This is a genomic window from Levilinea saccharolytica (assembly GCF_001306035.1).
In the GTDB taxonomy this organism is placed as follows: domain Bacteria; phylum Chloroflexota; class Anaerolineae; order Anaerolineales; family Anaerolineaceae; genus Levilinea; species Levilinea saccharolytica.
In genome coordinates this window covers 56,653-80,851 of sequence record NZ_LGCM01000055.1, presented here as the reverse complement: position 1 = coordinate 80,851, position 24,199 = coordinate 56,653, and the positions used below count along the sequence as shown (strand labels likewise).

The following is a 24,199-nucleotide window of genomic DNA, read 5'->3' as shown; positions in this document are numbered from 1 at the left end:
GCACAAGGAGCTTTCATGCCCGTCAAAAAACATCGTTCCATTCGCACGCTGATCGCCCTGGGCTTTGGCTATCTGGTGGATCAGGGCGAAAGCCAGGCCATGGGAGTGCTGCTCCCCATCATCCAGGCCCTATGGGGTTTTAACAACACCCAGTTCGGCCTCATGGAAACCCTGCGCAACATCACCCAAACTGTCAGCGCTCCCTTCTGGGGCTATGCCGCCGACCGCTTCTCCCGCAAGAAAGTCCTCATCTTCGGCACGGGCGTATGGGGCATCTGGACGGTTCTGGTGGGCCTGGTTCCCGATTTTGGCAGCATGCTCATCGTGCGCGCCATCAGCGGCCTGGGCCTGGGCGCTCTCATGCCCGCCACCTTTTCCCTTCTGGGCGATCACTACGCCCAAGAAAAACGCGGCCGCGCCCTGGGTTTCATCGGCTTCGTCGGCCTCATGGGCACCGTCCTGGGGGTTTTGGCCCTGGGCTTTGTGGCCTCACCGGAGCTGTGGCGCTGGGGTTTCATCGGCCTGGGCATCGCCTCCATCCTCACCGGTGTGCTCATGGCCTGGCTGGTGGAAGATTTACCCCGCGGTTCGGCGGAACCCGAGCTGAAAGACCTCATCACCGCCGAAAAAGCCGAGCGCTATATCATCAACTGGCCCGATGTGTTTAAAGTCCTGCGCATCCCCACCATCTGGGTGGCCATCCTGCAAGGCGCGGCCGGCACTATGCCCTGGGTGGTGATGAGTTTCTTCTTCATCAAGTGGATGGTGGAGGAATTGGGCTATTCCAACGCCATCGCCCTCAACGATCCCCGCGGATCGGCCCCGCTGGTCTTTGCCATCATCGCCATCGGCGCCGCCGTCGGCAACATGGCGGGCGGCTTCATCGGCGACGCAGCCGAAAAGCGCAGCCCAAAATACGGCCGCACCATCATCGGGCAGATCTCGGTCGTCTCCGGCGTCCCCCTCATGTACTACCTGCTCACCAACGGGCCGCAAATGACCTTCTGGCAGATGTTTGGCCTGGCTTTCTTCACCGCTTTCATGATCTCCTGGCCTGGGCGCGGCGCAAAAGAGCCCATGATGCAGGCCGTGGTGCCCCCCGAACTGCGCTCCAGCGCCTATTCGGTGGTCAACCTCATCGAAGGCGGTCTATCAGCCTTCGCAGGTCTCATCGCCGGCTCCCTGGCGGACCGCATCGGCCTCACCAACGCCCTGCTGTGGACCATCCCCTTCGCCTGGGTGGTGTGCGCCGTCATCTTCACCGGTTTCTATTTCACCTACCCGCGGGACGCCGCCCGCACCCGCCGCTTGCTGGCCGAACGCCGCCAGGAGCTCTTGGCGGCCAATGGAGAAAGTCAATTGAATTAAAACCATTGTCAAATCACGCAAAGCGGACTATAATAACGCCTGTCCTTCGGGGCGTGGCGCAGCCCGGCTAGCGCGCTTGCATGGGGTGCAAGAGGTCGAAGGTTCAAATCCTTTCGCCCCGACACAAAAAACGTTTGTGAGCAATCAACCGCTCACAAACGTTTTTGTTTACCCGGCGCCTTTCTGACTCATACCTCAGCGCGCGTTCACAAATTCCCCGGCCCAATCAAATTCACCTGAATCCTCAAACCACATGGGCCAATGCGCGCACCACGCCGGCACGCTCACCGCGCGCACCCGGTCAGAGCTGGGGGAATACGGCTTAATGTCCAACACCGGTGTGCCGTCCTCCGCATCAATATAGCCCAATACGATCAAGCCCTCCTCCACATCCACGCGCATCACCGGCGCGGCGCTGAGGCAAATCGGGTTGGGACGCAGCGGCGAGCGCGTGGCAAAAATGCCCAGTTCCGCCGGTCCTTTCACATACGGCTGCTCACACATCAACACGCGGCGCATCTCCGGCTGGTCGAGCCAATGGCTCCACCACAGCACCTGCACATAGCTGAAGCCTTCCAGCCCCTTCAGGGCTGGGCGAAACGCCGCATCCACCTGCACGGCAAACTGCCCATCCTGAGCGCGAATCGCGCCCACAGGCGACACCACCATCGTTGGGTTTGTCATGGGTACACTCCTATGAGATTTTTCGTACAGCAGCCGCTGTTCGTTACGGAAATTAAGAGTGGTTTCTCACCACCGGAATTTGCAGCTCGGTCACCGCATTCGCATCACTGTCATACCGCCCTGGCTCCGGCAGCCGCAGGTAGATCTCGCGGTCCGGCCCGGCGATGCTGTAACCGTTGGCGTCCATCCAGGTGATCAGAGCAGTAAAGCCGGTCACCAGGCCGGTGAACGGCCCGCGGTGCACCGTGCAGGCCATGGTCTCCACCGCTGGAAGCACGCGCGTTTCTACCCCCTCCCATGCCGCGTCTGCCGCCACCGGCATGCACACTTCCAGATCAATTTCCGGCTCGTTGGCGTGGCATAGGGTGAAATACGGTCCGCAAGGGCTGGGCGGTCTTTCTTCAAACCGCTCATGCAGCCGCATCCACAGCGGGTCCGCCTCCCAATACGAAGCCACCGTGCCCCGCTCCGAGACCATCCGCACGGCTTCTACAGATTTAATCACCACTTCATACAGCGGTGTCCGCTCACTATGCTCCAGCAGCCGCAGCCGGGCCTGAACACGTTCCAGGCGCTCCAGCGATTCCTGCACCTCACTGCGCAGCTCTTCCTGCTTTAAAAGCAGCACACGCCGCAGCTCTGCGGTATCCATCTCCTGCTCCAGCAAGGTTCCAATCTGCTGCAGCGAGATCCCCAGGTCCTTCATCGCCAGGATCTGCAGCAGCCGCGGCAATTGTTCCAACGTGTAATAACGGTAGCCGCTGAACGGATCGACCGCATGCGCCTTGATCAGCCCCAGGTCATCATAGTAGCGCAGGGTTTGCACACTCACCTGCCCCAACCGCGCGAATTCACCGATTTTGAGTTTCATCATCCCTCCGCCGTCAGGTTTACTATACACCCTCCAGTAACCATAGAGTCAAGAGGGAATTTCTACCCACCTACAAAAAAGAGCTGCCCCAAAAGGGGCAGCTCCAGGTTCATTTTGTAACGACTGGACCGTTTAGGGCACGGCGGTGATGCGGTTCGCCGCCGGAGGAGCCACAGGCGAGTTATCGGCCAGGTAGTCCACAAAGGCGTCAATATCGAAACGGCCGTACACCAGGTTTGTCCCGGCGGTGAAAGCGGTGAAGTTATCGCCGCCTGACGCCAGGAAGTTATTGCAGGTCACGCGGTAGGTCGCGTCCAAATCAATCGGCACGCCGTTCAGCGCCATATCGCTCACCTTGCTGCCCTTCGCTGCAGAAGCAGACCAGGTGTAGGTGAAGCCGTTGGAGATCTGCAGGACGCGCATCTGACCCGCCGAGGGGTTATCGAATTGCTGTTCCAGAACAGCCTTAATGTCCGAACCCTTCAGGTCAATCGTGGTCAGGTAGTTGTAGAACGGCTGAACGGTGAAAGCCTCACCGTAGGTCACGTTGCCGTCACCTTCGCCCGCCGCGCTTCCAGCATACGTCAAATCCGCACGAATACCGCCCGGATTCATAAAGGCGATGACCGCACCCTCTGCCGTCGTATCCGCCAATTGCGCGTCCGCAATCACATCCCCCAATGGGCTTTCGCCGTTCGCGCCAGCTGTGCGGGTGATGTTGGCCGTGATCGAGCCCACCACCTGGTTGGCGATCGGGGCGGTCAGGTTCTTGTACTTGGTCACCAGCGCCGTCATTTCGGCATCTTTGGCCACGGTGCGGGTCACAATGTGGTTGGCAGCCTGGGCCTGGACCACATTTCCGGTCTTGCGCGAAATCGTCAGGTCAATATCGGTCAAAATGCGGCCGTTTGACATGGCCCCGGTCACAATGCGGCCGTTGATATTGCAGTTGTAGGCCCCATGCGTGTGGCCGGTGATGAACACATCAATTTCCGGATCGGTCCCGTCCAAAATTGGGAGAATATCGCCCGACAGCCCCGTGCAGTCATTGTACAGGGTCGTCGAAGGCACTGCGCCGCCGTTGTGGATCAGGACCACAATCGTCTTGACCTTCATACGCTTCAAGATCTTCGCCGCGGCGTTAATCTGAGCAATTTCCGGTTCGAAGCGCAGCCCCGCCACGCCTGCCGGGGTCACAATGGTGGGGGTAGCTTCATAGGTGGAAGCGATCAGGCCCACACGCACGCCGTTGAAATTCAAGACCTTGTAGGCCGGGAACAGACGCTTGCCCGTGCTGTCAATGAAAATGTTGGACGACAGGTATTGGAAATCCGCGCCCAAATACGGGTCGCCGTCCGCATCGCCATCCGGGTGCTGGCCGCCGTTCTGCAAACGCAGTAATTCCATATAGCCCTTATCAAACTCATGGTTACCCACGCTGCTGAAGTCCATGCCCATCAAGTTCATGGCCTCGATGGTGGACTCTTCATGGAACAGAGCAGAGATCAGCGGGCTGGCCCCAATCAGGTCGCCGCCGCCCAGCAGCACGGTGTTGGGATTTTCGGCAGCGTGCATTTTCACATGCGTTGCCAGGTATTCCACACCGCCCGCGTCCACGTTGCCCGATGCTGTCAATACGCGTCCTGCCGACCCGGATGGGGGTTCCAACGCCCCATGGAAGTCGTTGAACGCCAGCAGCTGAACTTTAACCGTCGGCGGCGGAGGCGGCGTCCTGCCCAAATCCACCGCTCCAATGGAGGTGAACACAATCGCGAACATCATCAACAGCAAGAACGGCAGTTGCTTCTTACGATCCATCATTGGAATTACCTCCCGAAATGTGTAAACGAATGAATTTTAAACCCGACCCATCTTCAGGGATTCGCGCCCACAGGAACCGCGCGAACTTAACCATTTCCATCACAGATGGGGCGGATTGCACACCCAACATGGGTTTGATGTTGGCCTGATTCCCAGCCAGAGTATCAACCCTGGACGTGATGAAACGGCCTCACCAGCGGAACCGCAAAATCACTCCTTGGATTAATTCTATATGAATGCAAGGTGCAAGTCAATCATCTTACCGTATGCAGTTTCGCTCCCGCGGCGCACGCCATGTCCGCATCATGTCCGTTTAATGACCGTCCGCCAATTGAATTCCGCTCCTATTCACTCTAGTATTAGCATGTATTGTTTTGTACTTCCGCTGCAAGTCCAACTTAGATTCCTGCAAGGAGAGAAGATGAAGACGTTCAAATCCCTCATGACGATCGTGGCGTTTGTGATGGTTGCCAGCATTCTGCTGGTTGCCTGCCAACCCGCCGCCCCCGCTGCCCCGGCCGCGGCTGAGCCTGCTGCGCCTGCCAAAGACCTGGTTGCCGGCGTGGCCGTCTACAAATTCGATGACACCTTCATGACCGCCGTCCGCAACACCATCACCGCGGAAGCTGAAGGCAAAATCAAAGTCGAGATGGTCGACAGCCAGAACGCCCAGGCCACCCAGAATGATCAGGTGGATCTGTTCGTGAGCAAGGGCGTCAATGCCCTGGCCATCAACCCCGTAGACCGCACCGCGGCCTCCGTCATCCTCGACAAAGCCAAAGCCGCTGGCATCCCCATCGTCTTCTTCAACCGCGAACCCCTCGCCGAAGACATGGCCAAATGGGACAAGGTCTACTACGTCGGCGCCATCGCCCAGCAGTCCGGCACGATGGAAGGCCAAATCCTGGTGGATTACTGGAAATCCCATCCCGAAGCTGATCTGAATGGCGACGGCGTGATGCAGTACGTCATGCTCAAGGGCGAGCCCGGTCACCAGGACGCTGAAATGCGCACCGAGTACTCCATCAAAGCCATCACCGACGCCGGCATCAAGGTCGAAAAAGTGGCCGAAGATACGGGTATGTGGGATCGTGTGAAGGGCCAGGAAAAAATGGCTGCCTTCCTCGCCGCCAACGAAGGCAAGATCGAAGCCGTCCTCGCCAACAATGATGACATGGCCCTCGGCGCCATCGAAGCCCTCAAGGCCGCTGGTTACTTCGGCGCGGACAAGAAATTCATGCCCGTTGTGGGTGTGGATGCCACCGCCCCCGCCCTGGCCGCCCTCAAAGACGGCACCCTGCTCGGCACCGTCCTCAACGACGCCAAGAACCAGGGTAAGGCCACCCTCATGCTGACCTACGTCCTGGCCAAGGGCGAGACCCCCACCAAAGAAAACACCGGTTATGAAATCACCGATGGCAAGTACGTGTGGGTGGATTACAAGATGATCCTGCTCGAGAACATCGCTGACGCCGAGTAATCTTTCGTCCGCCTGTTCTACCGGGGTGCGGCAGTCCCTGCCGCACCCCGTTTCACGGAATGCTCCTCTTTTTCACATTGCACCTTTCATTTTTCTCGCTATAATTGATTTTTATCCTCCTCTTTTGAAAATTCCCCAAGAACTTGAATCATAAAGGTGATCGCATGGGTGATGAAAACAGATACGTTCTGGAAATGCGAAACATCTCCAAGTCTTTCCCAGGGGTAAAGGCCCTGGATGATGTCACGCTGCAAGTCCGCCCAGGAACCGTGCACGCCCTCATGGGCGAAAACGGCGCCGGTAAGTCCACCCTCATGAAAGTCCTCTTCGGCCTCTATTTCCAGGATTCTGGAGAGGTCATCCTGAATGGCGAACCGGTCAAGGTGGAAAATCCTCGCCAGGCCCTTTCCCAGGGCATTTCCATGATTCATCAGGAGCTTCACCCCGTCCCGCACCGCAGCGTCATGGAAAACATCTGGTTAGGCCGTTACCCCATCACCCTTAACCTCGGCCCCATCCAACTCGTTAACCACAAGAAGATGTTTGCCGACACCAAAGCATTGCTCGACGATCTCCAGATGGATATCCACCCCGAAACCCGCGTGCGCGAATTGTCGGTGTCAAAAATTCAGTCCATGGAAATCGCCAAGGCGGTCTCGTACAATGCCAAAATCATCATCATGGACGAGCCCACCTCATCGTTAACCGAGCGTGAGGTTGTCCATCTTTTCAAGATCATTAACGATCTCAAGGCCCGCGGCGTGGCCATCATTTACATCTCGCATAAAATCGAAGAGATCCTGCAGATCGCCGACGAAGTCACCATCATGCGCGACGGCAAACGTGTGGGCACCTGGGCCTCAGCCGAGCTGACCAACGACCTCATCATCAGCCGCATGGTCGGCCGCGAGCTGACCAACCGCTTCCCTGAAAAAACCAATACCCCTTCCGATGTCATGATGCGCGTCGAAGGGCTGACTTCCACCAACCCCAAAAGCTTCAAAAACGTCTCCTTTGAGCTGCGGCGCGGTGAAATCCTCGGCATTGGCGGCCTGGTCGGCGCGCAGCGCACCGAATTGGTCGAAGCCATCTTCGGCCTGCGAGCTGTGGCTTCCGGAAAAATCTTCATCAAAGACCGGCCGGTCCATATCAATTCTCCCATCGACGCCAAACAACAAGGTATCGCCCTGCTCACCGAAGAACGCCGCGTATCCGGCATCTTCCCTGTCCTCTCCGTCCGAGAAAACACCGTGGTGGCCAACCTGCGGCGCTACCGCGGGCGCGCCGGCCTGATTGATGAAAAACGCATGCGCAGCGACGTCGAAAACAGCTGCCAGCAGCTGCGCGTTAAAACCCCCACCATCAAGACCCTCATCGCCAACCTTTCCGGCGGCAACCAGCAAAAAGTCCTCCTCGCTCGCTGGCTGCTCACCGAACCGGACATCCTCATTTTGGATGAACCCACCCGCGGTATTGATGTGGGCGCAAAATATGAAATCTATACCCTGATGTTGGACCTGGCTAAACGCGGCAAAGCCATCATCATGATTTCTTCCGAAATGCCCGAACTTCTGGGCGTGTCTGACCGCATTTTGGTCATGAGCATGGGTCAAGTCTCCGGGGTCCTTCCACAGCAAGAAGCGACCCAGGAAAAAATTATGCGTCTTGCCACGCAATATATGTGATATTTGTGGAGAAGAGAGTCTATGAAACTGCCCGATAAAGCTGCCCTGCGCAAATTCGTAAACGACAACGCCATCTTCATCGTGTTGATCATCCTCGTTCTGGCCATCGCCTTCCAGAACCCGGCCTTCTTGTCCATGAACAACCTGCGCAACATCATGATCATGTCCTCCACCCGCATTATCATCGCGCTGGGTGTGGGCGGCATTCTCATCACCCAGGGAACCGACCTGTCCGCCGGCCGCATGGTGGGTCTGGCCGCAGTAATTTCAGCCTCCATGCTGCAAACGCTGGATTACTCCCGCCGCTTCTTCCCCAATTTGCCGGAAATTCCCCTGATCGTCCCCATCCTCATCTGCATCCTTACCGGCATCATCCTGGGCTTCGCCAATGGCCTCATCGTTGCCAAGCTCAACGTGCCGCCCTTCATTGCCACCCTGGGCACCATGGTGATCATCTACGGTATGAACTCAATCTACTTTGCCATGGAACCGAATAACTCCCAGCCCATCGGCGGCCTGCGCGCCGATTTCACCAAGCTGGGAACCGGCTACATCGGCCCATCCGGTCCTTATTCCATCCCCTACATTGTCATCATCGCCCTGATTGTGGCTGTGCTGGTGTGGGTACTGCTGAACAAGACCACCATCGGCAAAAGCCTGTACGCCATCGGCGGCAACCCCCAGGCAGCGCGGGTCTCCGGTATTAACGTTTCCCGCATGCTCATCTTCGTCTACTCCTTCGCGGGGGCCATGTACGGCCTGGCCGGGGTTCTTGAAGCTGGACGCACCGGCGGCGCCACCAACAACTACGGTAACATGTATGAATTGGACGCCATCGCCGCCTGCGTGGTGGGGGGTGTGTCCACCTCCGGCGGTATCGGCACCGTCCCCGGCATGTTGGCGGGCGTGCTCATTTTTGGCGTCATCAACTACGGCCTGACCTTCATCGGCGTCAACCCCTACTGGCAGCAGATCGTCAAAGGCCTCATCATCGTCTTCGCCGTCGCCTTTGATATCGCCAAATACTACGTCAAGAAATAACTGCTCACAACATCAGAAAGGCGAGCGCATCAAAATCCCGCGCTCGCCTTTCTTTTTGTTACAATACAACCAACTCATCTCAGAAAGGTCTTTACCATGCCAACCCACTATTTCCCCAAAAACTTCTTATGGGGCGCCGCCACGGCCTCCTATCAAATTGAAGGCGCCTGGAACGAAGACGGCAAAGGCGAATCCGTTTGGGACCGCTTTACCCACACCCCCGGTAAGATCGACAACGGCGATACCGGCGACGTGGCCTGCGACCATTACCACCGCTGGCCTGAAGATATCCAAATGATGAAAGATTTCGGCCTGCAGGCCTACCGCCTGTCCATCGCCTGGCCCCGCATCCTGCCCACCGGCCGCGGAACCGTGAACCCCAAGGGTCTGGATTTCTACGACCGGCTGATTGATGCCGTCCTGGAAGCCGGCATTCAGCCCTTCATCACACTTTTTCATTGGGACCTGCCCCAGGCACTTCAGGATCAGGGCGGCTGGACGGTGCGCGACACCGTCCCGGCTTTTGTGGACTATGCGGATATCGTCACCCGCCGCCTGGGCGACCGTGTGCAGCATTGGATCACCCACAACGAAATGTCGGTGGTCAACCTGCTAGGCTATGCCCTCGGTGAACACGCTCCGGGTTTTAAAGGCCAGTACATGAACGCCCTGGCCACCGGCCACCACCTGCTCCTCTCGCACGGTCTGGCTGTGCCCGTCATCCGCCAGAACGTGCCCAACGCTCAGGTTGGGCTGGCGATCAACATGAATTACCAGGTGCCCGCCTCCAACAGCGCCGCTGATCGCGACTTCCGCCGCCGTATAGACGGCATGTGGGTGCGCTGGTTCCTCGAGCCTCTGCATGGCCGCCAGTACCCCGCCGATGTTCTGCACGATTTCATCTCGGACGGCTACATCCCCGACGCCCCCCTGCCCTTCATTCAGTCAGGGGATATGGAAACCATCTCTGTGCCGGTGGACTTCTTGGGGTTGAATTACTACTTCCGCCAGGTCATGCGCAATCCCAGCGTCCCCGAAACCGAAAACGACCCCATCGAGATCCACTCCCTCCCCAAAACTCGCGAAAATGTCACCGAAATGGGCTGGGAAGTGTACGCCGACGGCCTGCTGAACGCCCTGGCGCGCCTCTACATCGAGTACCAGCCCAAAGCCCTCTACGTGACCGAAAACGGCGCCTCCTACTCTGACGGCCCCGACGCCCAGGGGCGCATCCACGACCCCGAACGCATCCGCTACCTGCGCACCCACTTCACCGCCGCCCACCGCGCCATTCAGATGGGTGTGCCGCTGCGCGGTTTCTTCGTCTGGTCCTGGATGGACAATTTCGAATGGGCGCGCGGCTATGCGCAGCGCTTTGGCCTGGTTTGGGTAGATTTCAAAACTCAGCAGCGCCTCCCGAAAGACAGCGCTTACTGGTATCAAAAAGTCATCGCGGCCAACGCCGTCGAGACGGAATAACGCCTTCCCGCCCCCCTGCGGCCTCACCACTGCAGGGGGGCTTTTTTCACTCCTCGGCGCCCTAAAGCGGGTATAATTCCCTCGGCATCCCGCAGCCCGTCGAGGTATGATGAACCGCATCCGCATTCAACCTCACACCGCTTTCCTCATCTTTGCCCTCTTTTTTGGGTTGATCTTCACTTTCCTCCTGCCGGTGGGGGCAGGCAACGACGAAGAAACCCACTTTGCCCGCATCTACGAAATTTCTCTTAACCACCCCCTGCCCAATTCCTATCTTGGCCGCGCCGGGCTGCCCCAGTCTTTTTACGCCGTCTCCTACCGCCAGCAAAAATTCCTCGCCCCCCTCACCTGGCAGCAATTTCAGAACAGCCTGCAATACACCGTGCGCGACCCGCAAACGGTGGCCTACCGCACCCGCGCCACCTACTCGCCCCTCAACTACATCGTCCAGGCTGTGCTGGTGCGCATCTTCGGCTGGTATCTCAGCCTGCCCATCCCCATCCTCTATTATTTGCTGCGCCTCACCTATCTACTCCTCTACGTCCTGCTTGCCGCCCTGGCTGTGCGCATCATCCCCATCGGCAAATGGCTGCTGGCCGCCCTCGCCCTGGCCCCCATCACCCTGCTTCAAGCCGCCACCGTCTCGTCGGACCCCATCACCAACGGCGTCAGTTTCCTCTTTATCGCCTGGTCGCTGCACCTGCTCATCTGTCAGCCTCATTTCGACCGCAAAATCACCCTCACCACCTTTGGGCTGCTGCTGCTCTTGTTTTCGGTCAAGGTCAACTCCATCCCCCTTCTGCTCCTGCTGCTGCTCCTCTCCCCCCGCCAGTTCCCCTCACGCAAAGCCTTTGCCCTTTTTTGGGCAGCGGCCGCCGTGCTGATGATCCTCGTGGCGGGCGGCTGGAATCTCATCGCCTGGCAGTCTGACGCCGTGCGCCGCGGGCTGGAAGGCACCAGCCCCCTCACTGTGCTGCTCAACTCGCTCAAAGATCCCCTGGGGTTCATCGCTTCACTCCTGGCGTACAGCGCCCAAAACTTGCCCAAAGTCCTCACCGGCTGGATCGCCGCCTACGGCTATGATTACTGGCCGGTTCCCTCCCTGGTCTTCGTGCTGTACCCCCTGGGGCTGCTGGGGGCGCTGGCCGCTTCTCACAGCGATCCCCGCCCGCCCACGCGCGTGCGCGTGGGCCTGCTGGTCCTCTTCGCCCTGACCTTCTTCGGCACCTTTGCCCTGCGCCTCATTCTCAAACAGAATATGACCACAGGGGTGGTTTCCACCCACGGGCGTTATTACGTGGCCGTGTTTCCCCTGCTGCTCCTGGGTCTCACCGCCTGGGGGCGGGTCTTGCCGCTGCGCCGCGCTCATCTGCCCCTGGCTGCGGCCTTTCTGGGCGCCGCCCTCAGCCTGTACACGGTGGGCATGGGCCTTTCGTATTACACCCTGTGCGGCCCCTCGCGCTACACGGGTGAGGAGTGTCTGCTGCCCGTCTATAAGAACTGGGCCCCCTCTCCCGATATCACCCTGCCGCTCCCGCCCAACACCGCCGTGCAGCAAACCTTCATCGTGGAATGTCCCTCCGTGGATCAAATCAGCGTGCGCGCCTTCAACCCCCAGCGTGACGCCGCCGCCGGGGCCTTCACCGCCGTCCTCAGCGACCTGACCACCGGGCAAACCCTGGTCTCCCAGGAAATCCCCTTCCGTTCCGTGCCCGCCAACGGCTCCTTCATCCTTCAGTTCCCCCCGCTGACCCAGGTGAACACCCACGAGCTGGCCCTCACCCTCACCCATTCCGGCCCCTTCTCCGGGCTGCAATTGGCCGCTACCCCTGCGGATGACTACCGCGGCACACTCACCCTCGATCAGCAGCCGCAAAACACGGATCTGCTCTTCCGCTACCGCTGTCAGGCTTCCCCCACTCAATAAAAAAAGAGGCTCTGCGGCCTCATTTTCAGCCCGAACCTCTCTACTGTCGCGTGAACCGCAGTCCTCGCGCTTCACTCCTTTTTATTCAGCAGCTGCATCCCCCCAGCCAAAGCGCCCAGAATCAGTTCCACCACCACGTACACAAAACGGTGTACGGTGGAATAAATCAACGCGTCCTCCGGCGCGATCACACTCGCCAGCATCCAGGTCAGCGTCGCCTCGCGCACGCCCAGCCCGCCGGGGGCAAACACCACCACGTAGCCCACAATCCAGCTCAAGGCGTACACGCTGATGTTGAGCAGCAGAGTATCTGCGCTCACCTGGGGGAAAACAAAGGCAAAACTGATCCCCAGCAGAACCCAAACCGCCGCCTGCACACCCATCAGCCGCAGCACTCGCCCCCAGGCCAATTGGGCTTCATCCTTTTTGCGGAAAAAGCGCTCAAACCCCACCAGCAGCCCCAGCCAGGCCAAAAGCAGCCCCACGCCCAAAGCCGCCAGTCCCCACCCGCCCACGCGCCAGCCGATGCGCTCCAGCAGTTCCGGCGCCTGGGGTGAAAGCAGCCCCGCCGCCGCTCCGCTGATTACCGCCCCGCTCAGCAGCCAGACGTTTTCGACGATCAGCGCCTTGGTGGATTTTCGGGCCGAAAGCTCGCGGTCGTGATACAGGTTAAAACGCCCCACAAAATGCCACACACCCCCAGGGATGTATTTGCCCAGTTGGGAAATGGCCACAATGCGGAAGATTTCGGCATACCCGATATTCAATCCTTCCCCCTGCACCGCCTCCTGCGAAAGGAACACCAAAACCAGCTTACCCGCCGCCAAAAACAAGGCGGAGAGCAGCAGGTTCTGCACAGCGATGGTGGCAAAGTATCCTGAGACGCTTGCCCAGTGGGTGACAAGGTACACCCCTCCCGCCACAATCACCGCCGCCACCCACAGCCATTTGGCGAATTTAAGAATGGTTTGGCGGTTCAAGCAGCAGCCCCCTCAAATACGCAAATTGAACCTCTGAGGAACGCTGCACATCCCCCACGAGCGTCAGCATGTCCTCATGAATTTCCCGGCTGTGCGTCAGCATCTCGGTTAACACCTGGCTCAGGTCTTTTCTCGCCTCGCGGTAATCAAACACATATTGTTCCAGGTGAAAACGCTGCATGGCCTCCAGGTACTTATGCCCCCAGCCAATCACCAGGGTCGGCACACACAGGCGCAGGCCAAACACCATAGCGTGAAAGCGCGAGGTCACCAGCACATCCGCACGCCGCACGATCTCGTCAATCCCGCGCGTATTCACATCGTACATCATCCAGGTGATGCGGTTCAGCAGCGGGCGCGGCAGGGATAATTCTGCTTCGGCCCGCAGGCGTTCGATGGCGATGATGTCGTTGTTGCGCGACTTCTTCGAGCGCTCCCGCGAAGCGTTGGGGAACACCACAAAATGCGCCTGCGGCGACCCGCAGCCTTCCATCATCCCCAGCAGCACGCGGTGATAATCAATCTTGCTCGATCCCGATTTTTCCATCACCAGCACACTCGGCGAGATCGCCACCAACGGCGCGCCCGCGGCCTTCAGCTGGTCCAGTTTTTCACACACCTGGCGCAGGGCGGTTTCGTTTTCGTGCGAAAGGCAGTAGGAGGGTGCATACAGAAACGCTGCGTCGGTGGCCGGCTGCACCTGGGTTTCGCTCAGTCCCAACTCACGCAGATAAGCATAGGTCTTCTCGCCGCGGGCAAACGTCTGCGCGCAGCGCGGTAAAAAGATGCGCGCCGCCCAGCGGATGAGCGGGTTGCGAAACGACCCCGCCGCCTGCGAGAGCTTGACCACCGGCGTGCCCATCAGCATCGCCGGCCACAGGGTCAAAATGTTGTACGGCAGGAAGATCAGGCGCCCATCCGCAAAGGTGATCCCGCCCACGTCCAACAGGGCATCTGCCCCGTCCATCGCCCCCAGCGCGCCCTGCGGCTGCGGGCTGCCGCCCAGTTTACGCCGCAGCCAAACCCACAGCGCCTGCACGAAATATTTCACCAGGGCCTGCGGACGGCTGTCATAAAATTCCAGGCTGTCATCCTGCGCCAGGGCCGCATCTTTCTGCGGGTACGGGGTGTACACGGCGATGCGCACATCCCCGCGCACCGCCCGCACCTGCGCGATGGTCGTCTCCAGCATGGCCGCTGCCCCGCGGTTGCCCCAAATGGACCCGCCGATAATCGCCACCTTGCCCGCTGTGCGCATCACAGCACCTCCAGCGCTTTCAGCGCGTACAGATAGAGCTTGATCAGCAGCCGCGGCAGCCGCCCCACCATCACCCGGCCTTTGGGCGTAGAGGTCCAGCGGTAATTGAACAAAATCACCGCCGCCACCAGATAATCCACCAGCCGCACGCGCTCGTTGACCGGGTCGCTCACCTTCACCCCCCAAAGCTTCCCCGCCTGGGCGCGCGCCGTCACGTTGTAATGCATCGGCAGCGAACGCGCCTGCGCGTCCGCCACCAGTTCCACCGGAACCGGCTGCAAGTTCAGTTTGCCCGCCGCCAAAGCTGACTGCAAATCCGCCTCGGCACGGGCGCTGCGCGCAATCACCGCGTTGTGTTTAATGGGATTGTCCTTCATCGCCATCAGCCACACATCCCCAACCGAAAGGTCGCAGTCATAGCCGGTGTGGTCGTGGCAGCGCAGGCATTTGCGCGCGCAAAAGAAATACAGATTTTGATAATCACTGAAGGCGCTGAAAGGCTTTTCTTTGGTGGAGCCGTCCTCAAACCCAAAGCGCAGCTTGCCGCGCCAATGGCCAATGCGGTTGCGGAAACTGGTCAGGCTGACCCCCGCTGGTTTGGCCTTGCGCACCACCAGGCGCGTCAGGCCCGGATCAGAGATGTGCCCGCAGAACAGGGCAATCGTCAGGCGAATTTTTGCGTCAATTTCTGGGCGATTCTGGCGCATGCGGTTCACCGTCCAGGTGTCGCACGGCAGCAGGGTCAAGGCCAGTTTGCCCTGGAAAGCCTCGATCAACGGCACGGCTTCGCCCGAAAAATGGGTTTCCATGTATTTGCTGCCCTGCGCCGCCAGCAGCTCCTCGCGCGTGGTGGCGATGCGGTAGCCCGCCTGCACCTCATTCCCCACCACCTGCGAGGTGCACACCAACGCCCCATCAATTTCGCCCGTCTCCAACAGGTGCGCCAGCAGGCCCGTAATCGTCCCGCCGGAGGCCGCGTTCAGCCGGATATCTTCATCCAGCGCATACGCCAGCCAGCACGAGCGGTACGCACCGATGTATTTGGCGATCCGTTCCGAAGTCCATTGCCGCTTGAACAGGCGGTCTACCCAGCTAGTTTTCATCCCGTCCATACGTCCGTCGTTTTTCGTAGTAAAGGATTTTCTCTTGAGTCTGCCGCAGCCGCATGAACATGTCGGCCAGAAAGCCAAAAATAAAAAGGATCAGCCCCAAAGACACCAGGTAAATGCCCACAAAACCCACCGCCTTATAGGGCGAAAAGGCCCGGTACATCCAATAATGCCAGAGCATGAACAGGAGCGCCGCCGTGCCGATGGTGAAGGGCGGCAAGCCCAGGTAGATAAAAAAGCGCAGCGGTTGGAAGTCGCGGTAGGCCCGCAGGATAATGTTCAGGGTGCGCAGCGTATAGGTGAATAAATTACCCGCCACGCGCGATTTGCGCTCCGGGAAGTAGCGAATGGTGACCGCCGCGGGCTGAATGCGCATCCGCTTGAAAGACAAATCTAAAAACGATTCTTGCGTGTACGTGAACACCCCCGTCAGGTTGAGCTGCAGCATGGCTTCGCGCGAATAAGCCCGAAAGCCGCAGGAAACATCATTAAAGCGCTGGCCGCTCAGCCGCCCAATCAGATCCGACATCACCTGATTGCCCCAATACTTGACCCCCGACATGTTCTCGGGCTTGCGCAGCCCGCCGTGACCGTCGCTGAAGCGGTCCGCAGGCACAAAATCTGCCTCCCCCGCCAGAATCGGGCCGATCAGCAGCGGGATTTCCTCCGGCAAGAATTGCCCGTCGCCGTCAATGTTGACCATCAAATCCGCGCCGCATTCCAAAGCCGCCTGCAGGCCAGTCTGAAAAGATTGCCCGACCCCGCGGTTGCTGTGGTGCGAGATTACCTGCGCGCCAGCGGCGCGGGCGGCCTGCGCGGTGCCGTCGCGAGAGCCGTCGTCAATCACAAAAATCATCGTCTCATCCACCCCTGCCATTTCGCGCGGGATGCCGGCGATGACTTTGCCAATATTCTCTTCTTCATTTAATGCTGGAATGATCACGGCCAATTTCATGGGATTGATGATACTTTTCCCTGGTATCTTTGTCAATAGAAACCGCCGCCCGCGTTGCCCAACCCGAGCCGACAATTTCACCCCCGCCTCGCCAGATGGCAGTAGAATTAACTTATGAAGCTGCCCTCTTTTCTCCTCTCTCTGCCTTTCAATTCTCGCCTGCGCTCCCGCGCCCGCATCTGGTCGGTTCCTCTGGCCTACATCCTGGCAGCTACGATCCTGGGCCACCTCATCCCCCAGATCAACTTTATCATCTTCCCCCGCCTCTTTTTGATTGACGCCGGAACCGCCTCAGCGCTGCTTTCCACGATCTCTTCCGGCATGATCGCCTTCACCGGTTTTGTCTTTTCGATGGTGTTTGTGCTGATCCAATTCGGCTCCACCACCTACACCCCCCGCCTGGCCGGGTATTTGCTCCAAGACCCGGTGGTGCGCCACGCGCTGGGCGTCTTCACCGGGACCTTCCTCTTTACCCTGAACGCCGCCTCCTACGTCAATGTGCGCGCCAGCGAAGCCGTCCCGAACCTGGCCGTCATCTTCGCCCTGCTGCTGGTGACGGCCTCCTCCGTCATGTTCCTGGCCCTCATCGAGCGCGTCACCTCGCTGCGCGTCTCCAGTGTGCTGCACATGGTCGGCTCTCGCGGGCGTCAGGTCATCGAGCGCATGTATACCCGCCGGTTTGCCGCTGGTGAAAGCGAGGACCTCACCGATCACCAGTCCATGCTGGAACAGGTTCCCCTGCCCCTGCCGCCCATCACCCAATCCCTGGTACATTCCGGTGAGCCGGGCATCATCCTCCAATACCACATGGATCAGCTTCTGATTCTGGCCCAGCGCGCCCAGGGGTTGATTGAAATTCGCTATCCCCCCGGCGACACCCTCCCGGACGGTGCGGTCATCTTAAACCTGCGCGGCGCCCGCCGCACCATCCGCCCGGCGTTTCTGCGCGCCGCGGTGGAATTGGGGCACGAACGCACCATCGAGCAGGACCCCAAATATGCCCTACGGCTGATTGTGGATATCGCCATCCGCGCCCTCTCCCCGGCCATCAACGACCCCACCACCGCCGTACAGGCCCTGGACGAATTGGACGACCTGCTGCACCGCCTGGGAACCCGCCACCTGGATGTGGGCATCCTTCGCAGCCGCCAGGGTGTAATCCGCGTGCTCTACCCCACCCCCGATTGGGAGGACTTCCTCAGCCTGGCCATTGACGAAATCCGCCAGTACGGCGCCGGTTCCATCCAGGTCATGCGCCGCCTGCAAGCCCTGCTGCAAGATCTGCTGGACGTGCTGCCCGCCGAACGCGCTGCGCCGGTGGAACGCTACCTCCAACGCGTTAAAAATTCCGTTCAGCATCATTTTGTCGATTTTCAAGACCGCCTCAGCGCCCAACAGGCCGACCGTCAGGGCATGGGCCTTTCGCGCCCCATCGAAGCCCTCGACGATCAAACTCCACCGGCTGCTTAACCCTCGTTCTCAGCCAACAAAAAAGGCGCGCCGATAGCGCGCCTTTAATATTTACGACCCAGTTCTAGCGAACCTGTTTGAAATTGATCACCACCAGGTTCTTTTCGCAGTCCCCTGAGGTGTCAAAATACACCCGGCTGGAAAGCGGCAGGCGCTGCTGGTCAATTAACTGGATCCACAGCTTACCCTGCGAAGCCACCGGACGGTTGTTCAAGGTCACTTCGTAGCCCGCCGCGCCGTATTTCAGCGCGGTTCCCGTCAGGCTGGGGTACAGGGTCAGCGCGTAGCCTTCCAGGCTGCCTCCCACCTGCACGGAGATACCCACCGCCGGGCCGCCCTGCATATCCAGCACCTGTCCGCCCACCCCCATCCAATCGCAGCTGCTGCGTTCCGGATACAGGATCGTGGCGCTGATCATGGCCGGGGGGCTTTGCAGGGCGAAGGCGTACACGGTGTTCACCGGCTCCGTGGCCGTGGGCGTGGCCGTCGGCCCCATGCCAATCAGCGTGGCGGTTGGTGTGGGCGGCACGGGCGTATCTGTGGGGGCCGTGGTCAACGTCACCGTCGGCGTCCAGGTGGGCGGCAGAGCCGGGATCGTCGGTGTGGCCGAAGGCAGCACCAAAGGCGCAGGCAGGGTGGGCGGTGGGTAGGGGTTAAAGGGCACATACGGATTCCAATAGATCAGCCCCGCCACCGTCAGCATGGCCGCCAGTCCCAGCAGGCCCAGCACCGTGAGCACATTCCACAGGCCGTCGGCGTTCTTGGGCCGCAGCGCCGCTTTGGGGGCGGCGGGCTGGATCGGTTCTTCCATCGGTTGCACGTCTGGTTGTTCTTCCTGGGTCAACGTTTTCTCCTTGCCGGTTTCCCGCGCCCCCTAAGGCGTTAATACCTCAATGGCAGACTTGGCCCGGGCTTCTTTCAGCCATTTTGCCACCGCTTCCTCTGCCAGCCGCAGCCGCGCATCTGGCGTCAGGGCGTGGCTTGCGCCCCGTTCGAGCACCTGCACAATATGAAACCCCAAAGGGGTCTCGATGATTTCACTGTACGACATCGGCTCCAGCGAAAAAGCGGCCTCTTCCACCGCCGGCTGCAGCAGGTAACCGCGCGGGAACCAGCCCAGCTCGCCGCCCGTCTGCGGGTCAAAGCGTGCGGCAATGGTTGCAAAATCCGCGCCAGCGCGCAGCTCTTCCAGAGCTTTTTCGGCGTTCTCCCGCTGATAGGCCAGAATCTGGCGAGCGTGCACCTGCTCCACGTTCTTGCCTACACTGGCCGCGAGCTGTTCACGCTGCCAGGCAGCCGCCATCTGGCGGGCCAGCGCACGCCGGAAACTGTCTTCGGTGTACCCGTTGCGTTCCCACCAGGCGCGCAGCGCATCCGCGCCGCCCAACTTCGCAGCCAGGGCGTCGATGCGCGCCGTCACCTGAGCTTCGTTGGCCTGAAAACCGCCCTCCACCGCCGCCTGCGCCATCAGCGTCTGCTCAATCAGCTCGTTCAACACCCGTTCGCGGGCCGCGTCCGCGCTCACCGTCTGCCCCAGGGCCTCCTGAGCCGCCGTGAAGCGCGCCAGCTCTTCCTCAAATTCGGCCAGCGTCACCCGCTCGCCGTTCACCACCACCGCAGCCGGCTCCGGAGTCGGCGTCACCGTGGATGTGGGCTGAGGCAGGGTGGGGATGGGCGTGTCGCCCGCGGGGACAGTGGGCGCCGGTTCCGCATTGGGCGTGCAAGCCCCCATAAGCAGCGCCGCGCCGAGAATCAGCAGCCAGAAAAAGGGTGTTTTCGTTCTCATTCTGAACATTATACCCGGATTTTGGAGTGGGCTTAGTCAGGGCGTAGAGGAATTTTGGACTTCCATATTATGATACGCGCACAAAAGACCGATTCTACCCTCATGCCTTCGCCCACGTGCTTCCTAAATGGGTGTATAGTTAGGAAAATTACGCAGAAACATTTGATACTGCATGTATCGTCTCGGACAACGCCTTTGATGAAGAAGCCTTCTGATGAGGTCTGACTGTACTCACAACGATTTCACCCATCAATCACCCCTCAAACCGCTGTGCTGGCACAGAAACACCGATATCAGTCCAGGCCTATTCATTTACACAGAGGTTTTAATAGAATTCGCACCTCCTAAGGAAATTCCTTCATGAACATTTTTAACTACATCCTTCCATCTTTACCCGATGGTAAAGTCGTCAGTGTAAACATTGGGTTGTTTTGGACTGCCGTCGTTGTAGAACGAAATGGGATTCAGCGTTGCGGTTTATCTGCCACATTAACGAATCCTGAATTTGAAAACGCTCGCATCCCTGCGGTCGAAAAAGCAGGCCGCCTAGAAGAGATGTCTGCACTCAACTTAGCCAGTTGGGTGTTTTCTAAAAGTTATACCGAAGCAGGAGTTGGATTAGCAGCGATCAACGCATTAATACCGCCGATAGATCATTCGAGCAACTTGGCTGCCGAGGATTTTATCGCTCAGCAAGGCCATGATAAGCAAATAGCGCTTATTGGACATTTCCCCTTTGTCCCACGGCTCAAGGAACAGGTTAAAAAACTTTGGGTTCTAGAATTGAACCCCCAGGAAGGCGATCTACCCGCATCAGATGCACCAGAGGTAATTCCTCAGGCCGATATCCTGGCGGTTACAGCTACGACCTTGATTAACCATACGTTTGAAAACATCTTCAACTTGCGCAAGCCGGGTGCAAAAGTGCTGTTGATCGGCCCCAGCACGCCGCTGTCTCCCCTTTTATTTCAATACGGAATTGATGTTTTATCAGGCTGCCTTGTTGAAGACCCTCAAAAGGTACTGCCTCTGGTCTGCCAAGGGGCTACATTTCGGCAGATCCGCAATCATGGCGTTCGCCTGATCACTGCTGAGGCTTATTCTACCGTTACAGTGATGGAAAACCCTTGACAAGCCCGTTTCATAAATCTATACTCCTTATACTCATTTAATGAGTATCAGCTTCGTGCGGCCAATTCAATCTGACTGCTGAGCAGACGTTTCTGATTCTACGATATCAGATACTGTGGTTAATTTTTAAGGAGACGTCAGTGAAACGGTTAATCAGTCTGTTGATCATTGCAATTTTTCTGCATGCATGCTCAAGCATACCGGTTCAAGAAGAACATTCGTCCTCTGCAAGTGCAACGCCAAACCAAAGCTTCACTGTAATTGATGCCTTGGGCAGACAAGTCACCTTCACCCAGCCTCCATCACGGATCGTAATTACCGGTAAGGGCATGATATTTACGTTGAATGCAGTGTTTATGTTCCCTGAAGCTCATGATCGGGTGGCGGCTCTGGGCGTTGCGAATCAAGGGAGTGGCAATTTTATTCCGCTGATTGATCCTCTGTTTTCCAAAAAAGTGATTTTACAAGGGGATGCCGGCGCTGAACAAATTGCGGCGGTCCAGCCAGACCTGGTCATTCTAAAAAGTTATTTAGCCGAAACCATGGGGCCAACCATCGAAGCGCTAAAGATCCCGATCGTTTATGTCGATTTTGAAACTCCCGAACAATATTCGCGTGATCTCATGATCCTTGGCAAGGTGTTTCAAAATGAACCCAGGGCACAGGAATTGTCCGATTTCTACGCAAAAAAAGTGAATGATATCCAAATGCAGCTGAAAGATCGTACGATACAACCTCGTGTTTTAATGCTTTTCTATAACGATAAGGATGGCGTAGTCGCTTTCAATGTCCCGCCCATGAGCTGGATGCAAAGCAAAATGGTAGACCTTGCTGGCGGTCAACCTGTATGGGCCTCAGCAAACCCGGGAAAGGGATGGGCTGCGGTAACTGTAGAACAGATTGCCGTCTGGGATCCCGACCATATCTTCATTATTTCCTACGAAAAGAACTCAGCCGAAATTGCGCAAAAGTTGAAAAATGACCCGCAGTGGCGGTTGTTACGTGCCGTGAAGGAAAATCATTTGTCTGGTTTTCCCGCCGACATGTACAGTTGGGATCAAGCCGACGCGCGTTGGATCCTCGGTCTTTCCTGGATGGCAGCTCGTTTACATCCAGACATTTTTCCCAAGCAAGACATCATAAAAGAGACGTTTGAGTTCTACGAGCAGATGTATAGAGTGGATACCAAACTGTTCGAATCAAAAATTCGTCCAACCTTCAGAGGTGATTTGCCGTGAGTGATACCGCGGCTGCGGTCGCTTTGCAAGAATTGGCTTTACGGAAGTTAACCCGGCGATGGATCCTATTAATCTTAGGAGTCACGCTGGTCGGAATCTTCATCTTCTCGTTGTTGTGGGGACGCTACCCGGGATTGGGGTTCATCTCCTGGCAGCGAGTTAACCAAGATGAATTGGCAAAACTGCTTATTTTTAATGTACGATTACCACGGTTAATAACAGCCTTGCTCTTAGGCGCAGTTCTTTCAGCGGGGGGCATCGTTTTTCAGATGTTGTTTGGTAATCCCCTGGTAGAACCTGGCTTTTTAGGGGTATCTCAAGGCGCTGCTTTTGGCGCAGCGCTCTGTATCGTCTTCCTGGGTGGATCGGCAGTTCTGCTTCAAGGCAGTGCAGCGGTATTTGCTTTGGCTGGTTTAGCACTTTCTTATTTATTGGCAAGACGCATTCGTTACGGCGGATGGGTACTGCGTTTGGTCCTTTCCGGAATCGCTGTTTCAGCCTTGTTTTCTGCGGGTCTGGGAATCCTAAAATATCTGGCTGACCCCCTGCGTCAGTTGCCAGAAATTACTTTTTGGCTGCTGGGTGGGCTTTCGAGTATCACCTGGAAGAAGCTGCTTGCCATCCTACCTGCCGTGATCTCTGGTCTCGTTTTTCTATACCTTTTCCGCTGGCGGCTGAACATTTTAGCCCTCAGTGATGAGGCTGCCTTTTCAATGGGGGCAGCGCCCAAACGAGATCGTCTGCTGCTGCTCACAGCCGCCGTACTGCCCACCGCCGCTGTGATCTCGGTGGCCGGAATGGTTGGCTGGGTAGGTTTGATCATTCCGCATATTGCTCGCCGCTTATTTGGCTCCGATACGCACTTAACCCTTCCCGCGGCCATGCTGCTCGGCGGAATTTTTACTATCCTATGTGATGATCTGAGTAGAAGCTTGCTCGCGGGTGAAATCCCCTTAGGTATCCTCACCTCGCTGCTGGGGTCAACCATTTTTATCGTTTTAATGATCTCCCGCGGTACGAAGGTGCACCGATGACCCCTTCCCTGCTGACCTTTCAAGAAGTCCGTTTTGGATATAACCGTACGGAGGCTCCTGTTTTCGATGGGTTGGATCTTTCCCTCAAAGAAGGCCGGATTACTGCCATCCTGGGCCCAAATGGTGCAGGAAAAACTACCTTGCTTTATCTGGTGCTAGGCTGGCTGAAACCCTGGGCAGGAAAGATTTGTCTGTTGGATATCCCCATTGAAAATTACAGCCGACGCGCCTTGGGACAACACATCTCCCTGATTCCCCAAAGCGAACATACCCCCTTTGAATACACTGTCCTTGAATATGTCCTGTTGGGACGCGCCCCTTATTTACCCCCACTGGGGGCGCCGTCTCAAGACGACGAAAAAATCGCTTATGAGGCATTGGTGAAAATGGGGATTGGCGATCTATATGACCATTCCATCCTGACGCTGAGCGGCGGCGAACGGCAAATGGTGTTGGCTGCCCGCGCCCTGGCTCAAGAGCCAAAACTACTGCTCTTGGATGAGCCCACTTCACATCTCGATCTGAGCAACAAAGTACGTCTCGTCCATATCTTAAGGAAATTAAAGAATTCAGGAACAACGATTCTCATGTCCACCCACGAGCCTGAACTTGCTCTGGCCCTGAGTGATGACACCATCTTAATGGAAAAGGGCCGTGTCCTGACCTCAGGACGGACAGCTGAAATGGTCACCGAAGAAAACCTTTCCAAGATTTATCACATTCCAGTAAAAACGGTTTTTGCGGATGGGAAAAAGTTCATAGCATGGATGTAATTGTTGCGCTGTCTTCTTTAGGCTCCTCAGCAGAAATACGGCGTCAGATCATTTCATCCAGGCTGCCCTTCGCCGCTATCGAAACCACAACCCCTCAACGGGTGACCCT

Annotated in this window: 20 protein-coding genes and 1 tRNA gene; 12 read left to right on the top strand and 9 right to left on the bottom strand. The window is 57.9% G+C overall.

All coding sequences use genetic code 11. From position 1 onward, the window contains the following. Window positions 1-15: 15 nt before the first annotated feature. Both ADN01_RS15135 and ADN01_RS15130 read left to right on the top strand, forming a co-directional pair. Window positions 16-1,368, top strand: a complete 1,353-nt coding sequence (locus tag ADN01_RS15135; RefSeq protein WP_062418829.1) for an MFS transporter — start codon at window positions 16-18, stop codon at window positions 1,366-1,368. Between the two features lie 47 nt (window positions 1,369-1,415). Then, window positions 1,416-1,490 (top strand) — tRNA-Pro (locus ADN01_RS15130). A gap of 73 nt (window positions 1,491-1,563) precedes the next feature. Here ADN01_RS15130 and ADN01_RS15125 read toward each other — a convergent pair. The 3 genes from ADN01_RS15125 to ADN01_RS15115 all read right to left on the bottom strand — a co-directional run bounded on the left by ADN01_RS15125 (window position 1,564) and on the right by ADN01_RS15115 (window position 4,744). Next, entirely contained in the window at window positions 1,564-2,052 is a 489-nt protein-coding gene (locus ADN01_RS15125) for an SAM-dependent methyltransferase (protein ID WP_062418830.1), read from the bottom strand. Between the two features lie 52 nt (window positions 2,053-2,104). Further along, a complete protein-coding gene (locus tag ADN01_RS15120; protein ID WP_062418831.1) occupies window positions 2,105-2,923 on the bottom strand; it encodes a MerR family transcriptional regulator in 819 nt (272 codons plus the stop codon). Window positions 2,924-3,055: 132 nt separating this feature from the next. Then, window positions 3,056-4,744, bottom strand: a complete 1,689-nt coding sequence (locus ADN01_RS15115; protein ID WP_075071246.1) for a bifunctional metallophosphatase/5'-nucleotidase — start codon at window positions 4,742-4,744, stop codon at window positions 3,056-3,058. Window positions 4,745-5,165: 421 nt separating this feature from the next. Here ADN01_RS15115 and ADN01_RS15110 point away from each other — a divergent pair, with 421 nt between their 5' ends. The 5 genes from ADN01_RS15110 (at window position 5,166) to ADN01_RS15090 (ending at window position 12,356) form a co-directional block, all read left to right on the top strand. Continuing rightward, the gene (locus tag ADN01_RS15110; RefSeq protein ID WP_082142843.1) at window positions 5,166-6,224 is read left to right on the top strand and encodes a galactose ABC transporter substrate-binding protein; all 1,059 of its coding nucleotides are present in this window, start codon (window positions 5,166-5,168) and stop codon (window positions 6,222-6,224) included. A 194-nt stretch (window positions 6,225-6,418) separates the two neighbouring features. Further along, on the top strand, window positions 6,419-7,909 hold the full coding sequence (locus ADN01_RS15105) for a sugar ABC transporter ATP-binding protein (protein ID WP_236691027.1): 1,491 nt from the start codon (window positions 6,419-6,421) through the stop codon (window positions 7,907-7,909). Between the two features lie 21 nt (window positions 7,910-7,930). After that, a complete protein-coding gene (gene mglC, locus ADN01_RS15100) occupies window positions 7,931-8,950 on the top strand; it encodes a galactose/methyl galactoside ABC transporter permease MglC (RefSeq protein WP_062418833.1) in 1,020 nt (339 codons plus the stop codon). A gap of 96 nt (window positions 8,951-9,046) precedes the next feature. Beyond that, window positions 9,047-10,429, top strand: a complete 1,383-nt coding sequence (locus ADN01_RS15095) for a GH1 family beta-glucosidase (RefSeq protein WP_062418834.1) — start codon at window positions 9,047-9,049, stop codon at window positions 10,427-10,429. A 106-nt stretch (window positions 10,430-10,535) separates the two neighbouring features. Further along, window positions 10,536-12,356 carry a DUF2142 domain-containing protein gene (locus ADN01_RS15090; RefSeq protein WP_082142844.1) on the top strand — a complete coding sequence of 607 codons (1,821 nt, stop codon included), beginning with the start codon at window positions 10,536-10,538 and terminating at the stop codon, window positions 12,354-12,356. 71 nt (window positions 12,357-12,427) lie between these two features. On the opposite strand, the gene ADN01_RS15085 is transcribed toward ADN01_RS15090, so the two are convergent. Genes ADN01_RS15085 through ADN01_RS15070 form a run of 4 tightly spaced genes read right to left on the bottom strand, consistent with a single transcriptional unit; the run spans window position 12,428 to window position 16,658 of the window. Then, window positions 12,428-13,336, bottom strand: coding sequence for a lysylphosphatidylglycerol synthase transmembrane domain-containing protein (locus ADN01_RS15085; protein ID WP_062418836.1), 909 nt, complete (start codon window positions 13,334-13,336; stop codon window positions 12,428-12,430). Continuing rightward, window positions 13,314-14,594 carry a polysaccharide pyruvyl transferase family protein gene (locus tag ADN01_RS15080; protein WP_062418837.1) on the bottom strand — a complete coding sequence of 427 codons (1,281 nt, stop codon included), beginning with the start codon at window positions 14,592-14,594 and terminating at the stop codon, window positions 13,314-13,316. Before ADN01_RS15080 ends, ADN01_RS15085 begins: the two co-directional genes overlap by 23 nt. Beyond that, window positions 14,594-15,697 (bottom strand): Coenzyme F420 hydrogenase/dehydrogenase, beta subunit C-terminal domain, encoded by a 1,104-nt coding sequence (locus ADN01_RS15075; protein WP_160318444.1) that lies wholly within the window; start codon window positions 15,695-15,697, stop codon window positions 14,594-14,596. The genes ADN01_RS15080 and ADN01_RS15075 overlap by 1 nt, the downstream gene beginning before the upstream one ends. Continuing rightward, window positions 15,687-16,658 carry a glycosyltransferase family 2 protein gene (locus tag ADN01_RS15070; protein ID WP_062418839.1) on the bottom strand — a complete coding sequence of 324 codons (972 nt, stop codon included), beginning with the start codon at window positions 16,656-16,658 and terminating at the stop codon, window positions 15,687-15,689. Before ADN01_RS15070 ends, ADN01_RS15075 begins: the two co-directional genes overlap by 11 nt. Window positions 16,659-16,772: 114 nt before the next feature. Between ADN01_RS15070 and ADN01_RS15065 the strand changes: the two genes are divergently transcribed. Further along, complete coding sequence (locus ADN01_RS15065; RefSeq protein ID WP_062418840.1) at window positions 16,773-18,128, top strand: DUF2254 domain-containing protein; 1,356 nt, start codon at window positions 16,773-16,775, stop codon at window positions 18,126-18,128. Between the two features lie 64 nt (window positions 18,129-18,192). Here the strand turns inward: ADN01_RS15065 and ADN01_RS15060 are convergent, their stop codons facing one another. Both ADN01_RS15060 and ADN01_RS15055 read right to left on the bottom strand, forming a co-directional pair. Further along, the gene (locus ADN01_RS15060; protein WP_062418841.1) at window positions 18,193-18,972 is read right to left on the bottom strand and encodes a hypothetical protein; all 780 of its coding nucleotides are present in this window, start codon (window positions 18,970-18,972) and stop codon (window positions 18,193-18,195) included. Window positions 18,973-19,002: 30 nt separating this feature from the next. Continuing rightward, complete coding sequence (locus ADN01_RS15055) at window positions 19,003-19,914, bottom strand: peptidylprolyl isomerase (protein ID WP_062418842.1); 912 nt, start codon at window positions 19,912-19,914, stop codon at window positions 19,003-19,005. Window positions 19,915-20,274: 360 nt separating this feature from the next. Here ADN01_RS15055 and ADN01_RS15050 point away from each other — a divergent pair, with 360 nt between their 5' ends. From ADN01_RS15050 to ADN01_RS15035, 4 genes are all read left to right on the top strand, one after another. Then, complete coding sequence (locus ADN01_RS15050) at window positions 20,275-21,045, top strand: Rossmann-like domain-containing protein (RefSeq protein ID WP_062418843.1); 771 nt, start codon at window positions 20,275-20,277, stop codon at window positions 21,043-21,045. A 140-nt stretch (window positions 21,046-21,185) separates the two neighbouring features. Then, window positions 21,186-22,283 (top strand): ABC transporter substrate-binding protein, encoded by a 1,098-nt coding sequence (locus tag ADN01_RS15045; protein WP_062418844.1) that lies wholly within the window; start codon window positions 21,186-21,188, stop codon window positions 22,281-22,283. Then, window positions 22,280-23,317, top strand: a complete 1,038-nt coding sequence (locus ADN01_RS15040; protein ID WP_201778692.1) for a FecCD family ABC transporter permease — start codon at window positions 22,280-22,282, stop codon at window positions 23,315-23,317. Before ADN01_RS15045 ends, ADN01_RS15040 begins: the two co-directional genes overlap by 4 nt. Beyond that, window positions 23,314-24,090, top strand: coding sequence for an ABC transporter ATP-binding protein (locus tag ADN01_RS15035; protein WP_062418845.1), 777 nt, complete (start codon window positions 23,314-23,316; stop codon window positions 24,088-24,090). The genes ADN01_RS15040 and ADN01_RS15035 overlap by 4 nt, the downstream gene beginning before the upstream one ends. The last annotated feature ends 109 nt before the right edge of the window (window positions 24,091-24,199 follow it).

What these genes read in the sequence shown, in the direction of transcription:
- mglC (WP_062418833.1), top strand. Translation starts at nt 7,931, where the DNA reads ATGAAACTGCCCGATAAAGCTGCCCTGCGCAAATTCGTAAACGACAAC.
- ADN01_RS15135 (WP_062418829.1), top strand. Translation starts at nt 16, where the DNA reads ATGCCCGTCAAAAAACATCGTTCCATTCGCACGCTGATCGCCCTGGGC.
- ADN01_RS15035 (WP_062418845.1), top strand. Translation starts at nt 23,314, where the DNA reads ATGACCCCTTCCCTGCTGACCTTTCAAGAAGTCCGTTTTGGATATAAC.
- ADN01_RS15090 (WP_082142844.1), top strand. Translation starts at nt 10,536, where the DNA reads ATGATGAACCGCATCCGCATTCAACCTCACACCGCTTTCCTCATCTTT.
- ADN01_RS15065 (WP_062418840.1), top strand. Translation starts at nt 16,773, where the DNA reads ATGAAGCTGCCCTCTTTTCTCCTCTCTCTGCCTTTCAATTCTCGCCTG.
- ADN01_RS15070 (WP_062418839.1), bottom strand. Translation starts at nt 16,658, where the DNA reads ATGAAATTGGCCGTGATCATTCCAGCATTAAATGAAGAAGAGAATATT.
- ADN01_RS15055 (WP_062418842.1), bottom strand. Translation starts at nt 19,914, where the DNA reads ATGAGAACGAAAACACCCTTTTTCTGGCTGCTGATTCTCGGCGCGGCG.
- ADN01_RS15105 (WP_236691027.1), top strand. Translation starts at nt 6,419, where the DNA reads ATGCGAAACATCTCCAAGTCTTTCCCAGGGGTAAAGGCCCTGGATGAT.
- ADN01_RS15115 (WP_075071246.1), bottom strand. Translation starts at nt 4,744, where the DNA reads ATGATGGATCGTAAGAAGCAACTGCCGTTCTTGCTGTTGATGATGTTC.
- ADN01_RS15075 (WP_160318444.1), bottom strand. Translation starts at nt 15,697, where the DNA reads ATGAAAACTAGCTGGGTAGACCGCCTGTTCAAGCGGCAATGGACTTCG.
- ADN01_RS15110 (WP_082142843.1), top strand. Translation starts at nt 5,166, where the DNA reads ATGAAGACGTTCAAATCCCTCATGACGATCGTGGCGTTTGTGATGGTT.
- ADN01_RS15050 (WP_062418843.1), top strand. Translation starts at nt 20,275, where the DNA reads ATGAACATTTTTAACTACATCCTTCCATCTTTACCCGATGGTAAAGTC.
- ADN01_RS15120 (WP_062418831.1), bottom strand. Translation starts at nt 2,923, where the DNA reads ATGAAACTCAAAATCGGTGAATTCGCGCGGTTGGGGCAGGTGAGTGTG.
- ADN01_RS15080 (WP_062418837.1), bottom strand. Translation starts at nt 14,594, where the DNA reads ATGCGCACAGCGGGCAAGGTGGCGATTATCGGCGGGTCCATTTGGGGC.
- ADN01_RS15095 (WP_062418834.1), top strand. Translation starts at nt 9,047, where the DNA reads ATGCCAACCCACTATTTCCCCAAAAACTTCTTATGGGGCGCCGCCACG.
- ADN01_RS15125 (WP_062418830.1), bottom strand. Translation starts at nt 2,052, where the DNA reads ATGACAAACCCAACGATGGTGGTGTCGCCTGTGGGCGCGATTCGCGCT.